General features: G+C 43.0%; 13 protein-coding genes and 2 pseudogenes. 10 read left to right on the plus strand and 5 right to left on the minus strand.

Annotation, left to right across the window (positions count from 1 at the left end):
- Positions 1–13: 13 nt before the first annotated feature.
- Positions 14–989, minus strand: a pseudogene (locus tag J5O05_RS18825) (DUF1852 domain-containing protein).
- A gap of 501 nt (positions 990–1,490) precedes the next feature.
- On the opposite strand from J5O05_RS18825, the gene J5O05_RS18830 reads away from it, so the two are divergent.
- From J5O05_RS18830 to J5O05_RS18840, 3 genes are all read left to right on the plus strand, one after another.
- Positions 1,491–2,300 (plus strand): sulfite exporter TauE/SafE family protein, encoded by an 810-nt coding sequence (locus J5O05_RS18830; protein ID WP_208845155.1) that lies wholly within the window; start codon positions 1,491–1,493, stop codon positions 2,298–2,300.
- A gap of 273 nt (positions 2,301–2,573) precedes the next feature.
- Complete coding sequence (locus J5O05_RS18835) at positions 2,574–3,743, plus strand: MerR family transcriptional regulator (RefSeq protein WP_208845156.1); 1,170 nt, start codon at positions 2,574–2,576, stop codon at positions 3,741–3,743.
- Positions 3,744–4,067: 324 nt separating this feature from the next.
- On the plus strand, positions 4,068–4,511 hold the full coding sequence (locus tag J5O05_RS18840) for an energy transducer TonB (RefSeq protein WP_208845157.1): 444 nt from the start codon (positions 4,068–4,070) through the stop codon (positions 4,509–4,511).
- 5 nt (positions 4,512–4,516) lie between these two features.
- On the opposite strand, the gene J5O05_RS18845 is transcribed toward J5O05_RS18840, so the two are convergent.
- From J5O05_RS18845 to J5O05_RS18855, 3 genes are all read right to left on the minus strand, one after another.
- The gene (locus J5O05_RS18845) at positions 4,517–5,164 is read right to left on the minus strand and encodes a 2OG-Fe(II) oxygenase (RefSeq protein ID WP_208845158.1); all 648 of its coding nucleotides are present in this window, start codon (positions 5,162–5,164) and stop codon (positions 4,517–4,519) included.
- A gap of 104 nt (positions 5,165–5,268) precedes the next feature.
- Positions 5,269–5,736 (minus strand): low molecular weight protein-tyrosine-phosphatase, encoded by a 468-nt coding sequence (locus tag J5O05_RS18850; protein ID WP_208845371.1) that lies wholly within the window; start codon positions 5,734–5,736, stop codon positions 5,269–5,271.
- Positions 5,737–5,776: 40 nt separating this feature from the next.
- Complete coding sequence (locus J5O05_RS18855) at positions 5,777–6,124, minus strand: hypothetical protein (RefSeq protein ID WP_208845159.1); 348 nt, start codon at positions 6,122–6,124, stop codon at positions 5,777–5,779.
- A 267-nt stretch (positions 6,125–6,391) separates the two neighbouring features.
- On the opposite strand from J5O05_RS18855, the gene J5O05_RS18860 reads away from it, so the two are divergent.
- The 7 genes and pseudogenes from J5O05_RS18860 to J5O05_RS18890 all read left to right on the plus strand — a co-directional run bounded on the left by J5O05_RS18860 (position 6,392) and on the right by J5O05_RS18890 (position 12,038).
- Positions 6,392–6,790 (plus strand): hypothetical protein, encoded by a 399-nt coding sequence (locus tag J5O05_RS18860; RefSeq protein ID WP_208845160.1) that lies wholly within the window; start codon positions 6,392–6,394, stop codon positions 6,788–6,790.
- Positions 6,791–6,906: 116 nt separating this feature from the next.
- Positions 6,907–7,530 (plus strand): LysE family translocator, encoded by a 624-nt coding sequence (locus tag J5O05_RS18865; protein ID WP_208845161.1) that lies wholly within the window; start codon positions 6,907–6,909, stop codon positions 7,528–7,530.
- Between the two features lie 80 nt (positions 7,531–7,610).
- A pseudogene (locus J5O05_RS18870) lies at positions 7,611–8,563 on the plus strand (bile acid:sodium symporter family protein).
- Between the two features lie 36 nt (positions 8,564–8,599).
- Positions 8,600–9,358, plus strand: a complete 759-nt coding sequence (locus J5O05_RS18875; RefSeq protein WP_208845162.1) for a GH25 family lysozyme — start codon at positions 8,600–8,602, stop codon at positions 9,356–9,358.
- An 89-nt stretch (positions 9,359–9,447) separates the two neighbouring features.
- Entirely contained in the window at positions 9,448–10,404 is a 957-nt protein-coding gene (locus J5O05_RS18880; RefSeq protein ID WP_208845163.1) for a hypothetical protein, read from the plus strand.
- A gap of 175 nt (positions 10,405–10,579) precedes the next feature.
- Positions 10,580–11,440 carry a glutathione-dependent disulfide-bond oxidoreductase gene (gene yghU, locus J5O05_RS18885; protein WP_208845164.1) on the plus strand — a complete coding sequence of 287 codons (861 nt, stop codon included), beginning with the start codon at positions 10,580–10,582 and terminating at the stop codon, positions 11,438–11,440.
- A gap of 94 nt (positions 11,441–11,534) precedes the next feature.
- Positions 11,535–12,038 (plus strand): 2-thiouracil desulfurase family protein, encoded by a 504-nt coding sequence (locus tag J5O05_RS18890; protein WP_208845165.1) that lies wholly within the window; start codon positions 11,535–11,537, stop codon positions 12,036–12,038.
- 68 nt (positions 12,039–12,106) lie between these two features.
- Here J5O05_RS18890 and hmpA read toward each other — a convergent pair whose 3' ends face one another.
- Positions 12,107–13,273 carry an NO-inducible flavohemoprotein gene (gene hmpA / locus J5O05_RS18895; RefSeq protein WP_208845166.1) on the minus strand — a complete coding sequence of 389 codons (1,167 nt, stop codon included), beginning with the start codon at positions 13,271–13,273 and terminating at the stop codon, positions 12,107–12,109.
- Between the last annotated feature and the right edge of the window lie 3 nt (positions 13,274–13,276).

Genomic DNA, 13,276 nt, shown 5'->3' on the forward strand with positions numbered 1-13,276 from the left:
CTTCCCCATAAAATTATGCGTAATTGGCTGACCAGTTTTCAAGAATCGCACGATACGGCTTGATGAAATGTTCTTCTGCAAACTTACCTTGTGCAATGGCTAACTTGCTGCGCTCTTCTCGGTCATAGACAATTTGTGTTAATGAGTGGTCTGCATTTTTCAAGTTAGGTTGATAGCGCTTACCAGCCGTTGCGTTGGCGTTATAAATTTCCGGTCGATAGATTTTTTGAAAGGTCTCCATCGTGCTAATTGTGCTGATGAGTCTCAAGATTGGTGTAGTCATTAAGTAAGTCGCCAAAGAAATAGAAAGCAAACGGAGCGACGCTATTTGGTGGCATAAAGTACCTAACTTGAAGGCCCATCTTTTTGAAATATTGTTCGGTTAATGATGATTCATTCGGTAAATATTCATAGCCAAGTACAGGATGTTGATTTTCGGTACGGTGATACGTCTTGTTGTCGGACACGCTCAAACAGATCACGGGTGGCTTTTTAAAGTGTTGTTTGTATGCATTTGAATTCACGAAATACTTGAACAGCTTGCCATGAAGGTCACCAAAATTTGCAGGAACACTAAATGTTGGCTGCTGCTTGTTGTGATCTAACAAAAGGACACTGAAGTCATAATCCCGAACATATGAGGAGAAATTGTTACCGACAATTCCCTCAATTCGTTCGTTCGTCAAATGGTCGACAATGTTTGTCTTCAGGATTTCGATAGAGGGAAAACTGGTCCCACTGCCCACAATATCAAGATCCACTGAAACAATTTCCAACTCAACAGAATAACGTGTGCCATTAGGGTTATCCCAATGAGCAAGGGCATTAAAACGATTATCGATCATTTTTAAGGCGTTGCGCAGATTCTGTTGACGACTAGCACCTCTCGCTAGATTGGCGAAATTGGTTGTGATGCGTGTATTGTCTGAAGGATGATAATTTTCGTCGAGACGAATATTTTTGATGTTGAAGTTAAACTCAGTACTCATGGTCATTCCCGTATTCAGTATTCCAAAAAGAATCTCTAATCCCTATTAGGGGTCAATGGCTTAGTCTTAGGAATTTGGACATTGCTGCTTAATTCGCGTAGGTGTCTAGCCGTCCAAAAGCTTGATGGAGTGATTTATACGTGTTTCGGTACATGAAGAAAAACGGTATTAATTCACCTCGAACTTGAGTGAGATTCATGTTCTGGATGGGGGACGAAACCGCGCTTTGGAATTCTATAAGGTACAATGCGGGAGAATGTATTTTGCGGTTTAGAAATCTAGATATCTTTTAATCTTCACATCAATTGATTCAACTAAATCATGAGGATTATTCAAGCATTATCCTCTTAAAGCCCATCTTTTTGGGGAGTTTTTGTTGGTACAATTTAAACCGCTTTAACTCCTTTCACCCAATATCCGTTAGCTGGATGTATCTGGTTGCGCTGAGTTTAATGGAGCGTTTTTTACAACTCTAATGATTAAATAGATGTGGTACATGGAATGAGTGAATTGATGCTATTAATTTTTTACTGTGCATTGCTTGGTAGTGGGGTGGGGTTTCTCGCGGGTTTGTTAGGGATTGGAGGTGGGCTTGTGATTGTGCCTATCCTTAGTAGTATTCTTCTGCATTTCAATGTACTGCCAATCGAACACATTGTTATTACAGCGATTGCGACATCACTTGCATCGATTCTGTTCACCTCAACCTCCTCTGCGCTTGCTCATCACAAAAATGGTAATGTCCCTTGGGATATTGCCCTATGGATCATGGTTGGCGTGGCTTTAGGGGCGCTGTTAAGTGGTTTTATGGCCGCATGGTTGCCCGAGAAAGCGGTTCGCATGGTGTTTGCGGTCAGTGTGACACTGATAGCATTGAAAATGATGTTCGCCGGCAAAAACCAAGATCAGAAACCGCGTAATTTACCAGACAAAAGCATACTCACATTGCTCACGTCACTTACTGGTGGACTATCCGCAATGATAGGTATCGGTGGAGGAGCTGTACTCGTGCCATTACTCACCTTCTTTTCACTTGATATGAAAAAAGCAATTGGATGTGCTTCTGCCTGCGGTATCGTGATCGCCCTATTTGGTTCTATAGGTTACATCACCTCAGGCAGTGATCTCTTAGCGTTGCAAGATGGCTTTGCGGGTTTTGTTTACCTTCCTGCACTCATTGGGATTGTGTGCACATCTTGGTTTACAGCACCGCTCGGTGCGAAAGCCACACATTATTTGCCTGTTTCCACGATTAAAAAAATCTTCGCGGTATTGCTGCTTGTGGTGGCTATAAAAATGTTACTGGTATAGAGCGAGTTTTACGAGCGCTGACGGGGCATTTTGAAATCGTGAACAATTGAAGTAAGTGGTATGGGTTGATAGTTAACTTATTATGTATATATGTCTTTTGTGTAAACCGCATCAATACACAGAACACAGATTGTTCGTGTACACGTAAAAATCTAACTTTTGTCTGCCACTTATTCTGCACAGATAAATGAAAACCTTGCAAAGAGGTGATTGACCTGTCTATTACTTTATAGTTTAGAGTAGCTATCGCATTAACAATGTACGAGGTTTGATGTGTATCGTATTTCCGAACTCGCTGAGTTAGTCGGGCTGTCGAGAACAGCGTTGTTGTATTACGAGAAATTAGAACTGATAGTCGCAAAGCGTCGCGCAAATGGCTATCGAGTTTACAATGATGAAGATGTTCAGACAGTTAGACTAATACAACAGTTGCAAAATGGCGGGTTGACCTTGGCTGAATGTAAAGCATGTTTAAAGAGTAAGCTCGATAAAGAGGTGCTAAACACGCGGTATACAGCCCTAAAAAATGACATAGAGCAAAAGCAACGGTCGCTTGATTTACTGGCGGGATTACTGGGTAAATCTGATAGCAAATCGTGGCATACAACGCTTGCCCAAATTGCACCCGATGCGCATCTAAACTGGTTAAAAGTCCAAGGGTATGATGAAAAACAAGCCCTGAGAATTAGATGGTTATCAAAAGACATGAATGAACATGAAAAATATATGCACGACTTTTTCAGCCTATTTGAAACAGTAGAAAATTGGGGACCTGGTAGTGAAGATGACACGAGAAAGGCTTTCAATAGCCTAGGTTTAAAACCTCAACGAATCTTGGAGATCGGTTGTGGAAACGGCAACTCTACCTTGAGATTAGCTAAATTCTCTGACGCCCATATCGTAGCTATCGATAATGAACAGTCAGCGTTAGACCGATTGTCAGCGAAAATAGCGTTGCTCAGTCTTGACGCGAGGATATCGACACATTGCATGAGTATGACTGACCTAGAGTTTGCCGATGGGCGTTTCGACCTTATTTGGGCTGAAGCATCTATTTACGTTATGGGAGTTCAAAATGCGTTGCAACAATGGAAACGTGTCTTGAACGAAAACGGATGTATAGTGTTTAGTGACCTAGTCTGGTTATCTGAGCAAAGGAGCGATGCCGCCCAAATGTTTTGGAACGGTGAATATCCGGATATGCAAAATGTTGCAACTCGAATTTCATTAATAGAGAAAGCGGGCTATCAAATAATAGAATCTTTTACGTTGTCTGAAAATGCTTGGAAACAATATTATGTTCCGCTAGAGGCCAAGCTCCATGCGCTCAAAAGTGAATTAAATGATTCTCAAGCAGCGCGGGATATTCAAAAAGAAATTGATCTCTACAAGAACTACTTAGGGGAATTTGGATATCAGTTCTTCATTATTCAGAAACAATGATACGCCGTTTATTGGTATTAATGTGTAAGGGGAAGGGCATCGAACCTCGTTTGCTGAGTTCTCGAATACAATTGAGAACATACGATCCACTGTTATATAGAGTGTTTACTCGTCGTTCAACTGGTTTATATATGTCAGTGTGATGTGGTCTTACATTCGAGGAATGTAGCAGTAGTAAAACGTTACCCTTTCACTATCTAATATCAGGGTATTAAAATAAGTTGAAATGGTTACAGGAAATCTGTTATTCATATGCCGCAATAAAAACAGCCCTTTTACGGAAAGAGGGCTTGGCCATAAAGCGATTAGCTTAAGGAAAAAGCAATGAAAACAACACTGTTAATAGCGCCAATCTTATTGACAATGACGGCATGTAACACGATAAATTCCAAAAAAGTGGCGCTTGATTACATCGATTTGTCAAAACAAGAACAGCAAAACCAACTTGAGCAGTATTGGACGCTTAAGAAAAACATACCGCCAGTGTATCCTGTATCGGCTGCAGCAAATGGTAAATCGGGTTGTGTCGATGTAGTATTTGGCATCAACCCAGAAGGAAAAATGGAAGGTTACTCAATTCGTTCTTCGTATCCGAAAGGCGTCTTTGATGACGCCGCGGTCATCGCTGTGAGTAAGTGGCGCTGGGATCCAACTCAAGATAACGTCGCTAAAAAGCCCGTATTAACCTCCGTTCGTTTAGACTTCATGCTTTTGAAGGACGCAAACGATGCTCAGTTTTTGGCAAACTGCCCAATGGCACATTCTTAACAACGTTATCGAGGCGGGTCAATGTCACCGTTAAGACTGGCATTTACTCTAAACCACCCTGCAATGGAAAATCGAGTGTGCTGCGCGGGTAAAACCTCGTGTGGAAATTCATCGCTTAAAAACGTGACAAACGTGCCGAAGGCAGGTGTTACACGTAACAATTCTTCATCGTGGTTATCTGGCGAATAGACTACAAGCTCGCCGCCAAATTCAGGTTGCCAATTGTTGTTCAAATATAAAACCGTGGTGAGAACACGATTTGTTTTACCTTTGAACGCATCAAGGTGTTTCTTATAAAAGTCACCCTGCTGGTACGTGGCGAAGTGGCTTTCGTAACTAAATAAGCCCATAAAGAGTCGACGATTAACAAATTGCTGGAGTTGGCCCATGTGTTCGAGATAGCTCAGCTCAAGCTCATTGTTGTTGTCCAGCCAATGAATTTTGTCGCGGCGGATCGTGGCGTTGGTTGCATGGTCCGTTTGGCGTCCAATACCAGCAACATCAAAGCTGTCATGGTCAAGCTCATTCAATCTTGCTTCCAATGCACGCAATACTTTGAGGGGAATAGCGTTGGTTGAGATGCTAATACCTTTGGTATACAAATCTTCTGCAATTTGTTCAAACGGTTCAATAGATAGCTCAGATGCTTGCATTAACGCCTCCAATTCAATTAGAGGCGCGTTTTACCTTAAATCGAAGCAAGTTTACCAACAAGTATTTTTCATCGTAAAGATTTGTTAATTTGATGCGTTGGCGTCTAGGTCCTTTCTTTTAATTTTAGTTGATTGATTAAACCCTCTGCTGCATTTTCAACCAAGTCGAGCACCAACTCGAACCCTTTCTCACCGCCGTAATAGGGATCGGGTACTTCGCTGTATCCCATATCACCGAACTGCAAAAAAAGGCCTACTTTGTGCCATTCGATTTCAGGGCAACGACTTTTCAAGTCAGCCAAATTACTTTTGTCAGCACATAAAATTAGGTCAAAATGAGAGAAATCTGACAGCGTTACTTGTCGCGCTTGCATGCCACTAAACGAATACCCACGTAATTCGCCATGCGATTTACTGCGGCTATCAGGAGGGTTACCTTGATGATAAGAGATAGTGCCTGCTGAGTCGACATGAAGCTCTAAGCCAGCGCGCTCTGCTTTGTACTTTAACACGGCTTCCATAGTGGGCGAGCGACATATGTTGCCCATGCATACGACTAAAATCTTCTGTATTTGCGTTTTTTTCATATTTACTTTCTACAAAATGAATTGTTTAGTGCTGAGTTCTATTTTCCAGCGCACATAGAGCCAAATTGATTTGTGCGGCAACGTTCGCATCATTCAGTGTGTCCGTGAGTGAACGCAGGTGCGATTCGACGTCATTGATGCGGTCTGAGCGAAATAAAGTATCAAGCCATTGATGATAGCTAAGTTTCAACGCATTTATGAGCAGTTCATCACGTTGATTATCAAGTTCACTCACTTCCATTTTTTGTACGAAGCGCATGAGTCGGCATCGTTGATAGGCACGGGTAATTTGATAAAGTCCACTCGGATTCAGCTCTTTGAAGTCAGCAATGGATTTGGCGCACAGAGGCTTTTCTGACTTTGTAAAACGCATCGTTACCTTGCTGCGAGTCCATTGAAGATCCTTTTATCGTGAAGCATTGATCGTAGGTTAGCGGTAAATATAAGAAAATCAATACACTATTTTAAAAACGCAAATCGTGTTGAAAACAGCGGATAAAAGTATCGATGGTAAAAATAAACGAGTTTGGCGAGCAAATCTTGTGGATTCAGTGAAACTTCAGGTAAAACCGACTATACCGCAAGCTCAATAAGAGATTTGGCCTTTTGATTGCCTTACATAATGAATTGGAGATTAAAGATGCGGATAGGGTATTTATTGTGTTTACTGTGTTTTTCAACAATGTTGAAAGCAAGCGAAGAAGCGTTGTCTGTAGACCAAGTGGTCCCTAAAAATGTCGAACTTGCGTTTCCTAATCCGAATAATATTCAAGCGGACATCAGTGACTTTGATGTCTTAAGTCTCGTGCTTATGAGCAATGAAGAAGGTGAACGTTGGGCCGTTGTAACGGTGGAAAATACGTCAACGGGTCGGCGAACACTGACGCAAAAACACCTTCTAGGTTTGTTTGCAAATGGGGAGCGACGAGCACCGCTTGATTTTAAGCAAATTCTAAATGGTCGTGAAATAATGTCCTTAACGATAGGATTTGGTGAAAGTAAATTTCCGTTGTTGGGTGTTTATTCACGCTTAGACTAACACTCTCTACAAGTTAACTATTCTGAGTTGATTTTTTCTTGAATAAAGAGTCGAAAACGAGTGTGATGGTAAGGTGTAGTTACAATGTCGTCTAGCGCACTGAATGGAATCCCAACATGGACTACTTACTGGCAATAACACTCTTTGCTTTCGCCTCTTCAGTCACTCCGAACTTCAACAACATTCTAGTTATGTCTTCAGGTGTCAATTTTGGTATGTGGCGAAGTGTGCCTCTGCTCTGTGGTATCTGCGTTGGTTTTGCTTTCATGGTGGTCTTAGTTGGCCTTGGGTTTTCCCAAGTGTTTGAGCGTTTTCCAGAGTTTCATGTATGGCTCAAAGTAGCAGGCGTCCTGTATCTGTTGTACTTAGCGTGGTTAATTGGAACGTCAAATAGCACGTTAGAGATTAAAGCGCAGGGCAAACCACTCACCTTTACCAATGGGGCATTGTTCCAATGGGTCAACGCTAAAGCATGGGTTGTTGCAACAGGGGCGATCGCTACCTTTACGGATTCTGGGAACGAAGCAGGGTTAGGCTACCTAATTATTGGGCTTGTGTATTTGTTCGTGGCTTTTCCAAGTGTGGGAATATGGCTTTGGTTTGGTTCTTTTTTAAGTCGTTTTTTACATACAACGCGTAATCAACGACGATTCAACTATGTCATGGCAAGCTTGTTGGCCTTGTCCATTTTACCCGTGCTTAACGAGCTATTTTTGGTGTTATTGAATACATCAAACTAAGCCTTGCTTGTGACAAAAGAATTGCTTTGATAGCTCAAGCACTTATACCATATGGGCATCCACAAAAATAAGAGTCATGTATGAACCGAGTATTGCAATTGTTCCCTATCTGGGCGCTCGCTTTTTCTGCGATTGCCTTTTTTAAGCCGGAACTTTTCACTGGCTTAAAAACACTTATCGTGCCGCTTCTAACGGTGATTATGCTTACTATGGGTCTCACACTTACCCCTAGCGATTTTTTGCGCATAAAAGACAGCAAAAAGGCAGTATTAGCCGGTGTTGTGCTCCAATTTACGATCATGCCAGCGGTTGCGTTTTTCGTCTCCAACGTGTTTCAACTCGACGATGCTTTACTCATAGGCATGGTACTCGTGGGGGCTGTTGCAGGTGGTACGGCAAGTAATGTGCTGTGTTATTTGGCTAAGGGTGACGTTGCATTGTCGATTACAATGACGGCAATTAGTACATTGCTTGGTGTTGCCTTAACGCCGCTGCTGATTGAATTGTTGGTTGGTCAAATCGTTGATATTCCAACGTCGAGCATGATCCTCAGTTTGTTTAAAATTGTGTTGCTTCCCGTCGCATTTGGAATAGTGCTCAACCACTTTTTTAAAGCCACAATGGCGAAGATTGCAGATGTGCTTCCGATTTTCTCTATGGCGTCCATTGTGTTTATCATCGCGATTATTGTGGCGCTTAATGCAAACAAACTGCACAGTGTCGGCATAATCATGCTGGCGGCTGTTATCGTTCACAACGGAAGTGGTCTACTATTGGGGTATCTTGCAGGAAAGGCACTCGGGTTTGAGCCAAAAATTTGTAAGACAATTGCACTGGAAGTGGGGATGCAAAACTCTGGAACTCGCAGTTGCGTTGGCGATGAAGTTTTTCACGCCCACGGCCGCGATTGCGGGGACGATTTTCTCGATTTGGCACAATGTCAGTGGTTCAATATTAGCGAGCTATTGGCAAAGACAAAGTAACACTGAAAAACAACAATAATAACGCGGAATTGCACCGAATATCTGAATAGGTTTAAGGGTAATTCTTGGATGGGAAGGAAATCCTCATGAGAATAGGTTCTACACGTCGATTTATTATCTACTTGGCTTTGCTGACTTGCGCGTTAGTGGGGCTGTGGTTCAGCATAGGGCACTTTCATCAGCCGACAACAAACCTCAGTGACGCACAGGCGCCAATATATTACGGAATAGACGTATCCCACTACCAAGGCGACTTAATCGTTGACTTACCTAAACACACTGGACTTCACTTTATTATTGCGAAAGCAACCAATGGCGCAAAAGGCGTGGACGCCAAATTTGCTGAAAATTGGTCGGCAATCAAGGCGCACGGACGAATTCGCGGCGCTTACCATTTCTACATCGCGGGAGAATCGCCACAAGCACAAGCAATGCATTTTATTAATACGGTAGGCCAATGGACTGACTCAGACATCACGCCTATTGTAGATGTAGAACAATACAGCGTTTCTCACGATAAGTCGGTTTCTCAGCTTCATGAGGATTTATTGAGTTTTCTGGATTACGTCGAAAGTAATACCGGTCGATTGCCGATGATTTACAGTAACACTAAATTCGCTCAAATGTGGCTGAATAATTCCGAATTTGGTCGCTATCCTTTGTGGTTAGCGGATTATACTAAGGCTAAAAAGCCAGTAGTGCCTGAAGTATGGCAACATCAAGGGTTGTTTATTTGGCAACGCTCAGACACCTACAAATTGGAATCCACAGAAGTGGATTATGACGTGTTTCGTGGCGAGCTATCGCAATTAAGTGGTTTTAATCATAAATTGCGCCAGCAGTAGGCATTAAGGCTACTCAGCGCAAAATAACATAAGAGTCATAGAAATAATGTAGCGTTATCCATGCTATAAATTGTCTTTGAGGGAGTTACATGAAAAAGCTATTCGTTTCTTTGTATTGTCTGGGGTTGTCGCTTAATGCAGTTGCAAAGTCAGAACCGATAAATTTCTTAGTCTTTGGTGACATGCCATATTCATCAAAAGAAGCTGAATGGTTACAAAAAGATGGAAAGTTAGCTAAAGCCGCTGAAGCTGCACAGCACGATTTTTACGTCCATGTTGGTGATATGAAAGCGAGCATTCAATCGTGTACGGATATGCTACTAAAAGAAAATTATGCGCTTATTAGCCATGTAAGTGATAAGCCATTTGTTTATACGCCGGGTGACAATGATTGGACTGACTGTGATCGTTCATCACTGTTAGACCCTAAAGATGAATTAGAACGCCTTGCTTTTATTCGCGCTGAGTTTACAAAAAGCACACCGGCGTTGCCAAAATTTAAACGCCAAGAAAGCATAAAAGAAAATCAAAGCTGGAATATTGATGGCGTGCAGTTTTTAACGATCCACGCGGTTGCAACGAATAACGGTAGACGCCAAATTAAAATGTCGGATGAGGCCAAAGCCTATCAAGAAGTCGACGCGCGAGACCAACATAATTTTGAGTGGCTAGAGCAAAACCTACCGAAAAAAGGGCATAAAGCCGCCGTAGTCTTTACTCAAGCTGATCTCTTTGTCGAAGCAAAACATAAAGGCCAATGTACAACCGATAACCCTAAAAAATGCGATGGCCTTGAGGTGTATCGTGACAAATTGGATGGGCTTGCAAAGCAACTTGATTACCCGCTATTACTTGTTCATGGCGACACGCCAGACTTTTGTTTTTCCGAGCGTAAATCCGGGCTTTGGCACCTCAATGCTCCTGGTGATGTAAAGGTTATCGATATAGCGCAAGTGGAGATAAACCCAGATGCTGAAAAGCCTTTTTCTGTGAAGGCGCTGCTTGGCTCTTCGTTCAAAGCATGCCCCAAAGTATCTAAAGATTAACGTAGTGCTCAGGTGGATAGGGTTCAGATAAACCTTGCACGATTTTTTGAGGTAAATGTCAAGGCTGGCATGAATACCTTTCGAGGATTGCGCGGTCTTATTGTCTACTCATTTGTTTAAGACTAAAGGTGAGCTCGCAAGCGAGTTATCACTTAGCTAATGTGAAGGAGATTTCATGTCAACGACGTACAATCCACCCAAAGTCTGGACTTGGGACGATGAAAATGGGGGTCAGTGGGCCAGTATCAATCGTCCAACTTCTGGCGCACGTTTTGAACGCGACTTGTCAAAAGGCGAGCATGCGCTTCAACTGTATTCTCTTGCAACGCCTAATGGGCAGAAAGTCACGATCCTTTTGGAAGAGTTGCTGTTGGCGGGTGTAAAGGAAGCTGATTACGATGCCTATGCGATTAGCATTAGTGACAGTGATCAGTTTTCATCAGGTTTTGTTGCAGTAAACCCGAATTCTAAAATCCCAGCGCTTATGGATTACAGTGAGGATGAACCTGTTCGAGTGTTCGAATCAGGCCATATTCTTTTGTACCTTGCCGAGAAGTTTGGGCATTTCTTGCCTTCGAACCACGCAGAAAAAACAGAAGTACTGAACTGGTTGTTTTGGTTACAGGGGTCTGCGCCCTATTTAGGTGGCGGTTTTGGTCACTTTTATGCGTACGCTCCTGAAAAGTTCGAATACCCTATTAATCGTTTCACCATGGAAACTAAGCGCCAGCTGGATCTGCTTGATAAGCAGCTGGAAGGAAAAACCTATATTGTAGGAGACGAGTATACTATCGCCGACATCGCTATTTGGCCTTGGTACGGTAATGTTGTGCTTGGACTTGCGTATAACGCAGCAGAATTTTTGGATGTAGAAAGTTATCCAAATGTGATGCGCTGGGCAAAACTCATCGCAAAACGTCCTGGTGTCGAACGTGGCCGGATTGTTAATCGTACTTGGGGGGAGGAATGGGAGATGTTAGCTGACCGTCACAGTGCAAGTGACATCGATTCTGTCCTTGCAAAAGTACCGAAATAGTATCGTCCTTAGGTGGGAGTCGACATTGATGCCCACCTCCGCTTAAATTCTAAGTTCCATTTGGCTTATTAAAACGAACAGGCGATTGGACTCAATGAATCACTCTAGAACCAATGTAGAACCCATTCTCGTAAGCGCTTGTCTTATGGGGCAACCCGTGCGTTACAACGCCAGTTGCGTGCGAAATGATATCGATGCCATGACATGGCTACATACACATTTTGAATTGAAAACCTTTTGTCCTGAAGTCGCAGCAGGAATGAGTATACCGAGAGCGCCCGCAGAAATTGACCACGGTACTGGTGCTGAAGTGTTAGATGGTTTGAAACAAGTGAAAGAAAATACGGGGCAGTGCGTGACAGACCAATTTGTTGCGGCAGCGCATTTGACTTTGGCCTTCTGTCAGCAACACAACATACGTATTGCTATCTTAACGGCATTTAGCCCATCGTGCGCTAACAGTCGCATTTACGATGGTAGCTTTTCAGGTAAATCAACGGACGGAAGGGGCGTTACGGCGGAGCTACTAAGTCGAAACGGCATTAAAGTTTATAATCAGAATGAGCTGGATGATTTGCGGCATTTTGTGAATGCCTAAACCGATGACGATTTTAAAAATGTAAAAAGTATTGAGGAGCACAAGATGTGCACCTCAATCTATTTGAGTTAAGCGGCTAAGTCGCTGTGAGGCCCAAATAACTCATAATGGATCTGGCTTTGCGACACGCCAAGCGCAGTGAGCTGCTTATAAATCGCTTTCATAAAGCCTATCGGACCACACAAGTAGAATTCACCATCCTTGATGGGCAAATTAGTCACGTCATGCAAGTTCATAAACCCTGTAAACGTTGCATAATCAGACTGCTCTTCATACCAGTGAATCACATCGACTAAGGCTGTTTTTTGAGAAACCCCATTTAACCACTCTTTAAAACTGTGCATCGCTTCGTTTTGGCAAGCGTGTAAAAAGTGACATGGTGTTGAGCTCTTCATTTCGACGAGATGACCTAACATCGCAACCATTGGCGTAATACCGACTCCGGCACTGATAAACACCTTCGGGTTGCTGGACGTTTTTAATGTGAAATCTCCTGAAGGAGGCGTTAAATCAATCAGCGCACCAATACTCGCCTTGTGCAAGAAGCCGGACACCACACCATCCTGTTTAACTGAAATGCGATATTGTCCATCGAAAATTCCGGTGATCGAATAGTGGCGCATTTGACGGTAAGCTTGATCGTCTGGCTGCACTTGCACGGTTAGGTACTGACCAGGCGTAAAGCCAACGATAGGACCGCCATTGGTCGGCGCCAAATAGAAACTTTTCACCTGTTCAGATTCTTGCTCAATGCGCGTAATTTGAAATTGACGAGTGCCATCCCAGCCACCCACTGCGGCAGCATTTTGAGCGTATAGACCGGTTTCTTCCGTGATCAGTAAATCCGCAATGGCCAAATACGCCGCGGTCCAAGCGGCTTCAATGTCTTTTGTAAAATCCTCAGGAAAGAGTTCTTGTAAGGTAGCAATCAGATGTGTGCCGACGATTGGGTAGTGTTCAGGTTTAATCGTCAATGCAACGTGCTTTTGGGCAATCTGCTTTTTCAATGTGTCGAGCTTTTCAGGTTCACCAAGAAATTTCGCAAAGCGCGCAATCGCAGAAAACAGCGCAAACGGTTGTTTACCACTTTGTTGGTTACTCAAGTTGAAATAATGTTTCACTTCAGGGTTGTGTTCGAACAAGCGCGCGTAAAAATGCTCGGTAACGCCTACACCTACATTTGCAACCAAGGGTAAAGACTGTTCAATTAGCGCAAACTGCTGTTCTGATAACATATA

This window comes from Pseudoalteromonas xiamenensis (assembly GCF_017638925.1).
GTDB lineage: Bacteria > Pseudomonadota > Gammaproteobacteria > Enterobacterales > Alteromonadaceae > Pseudoalteromonas > Pseudoalteromonas xiamenensis.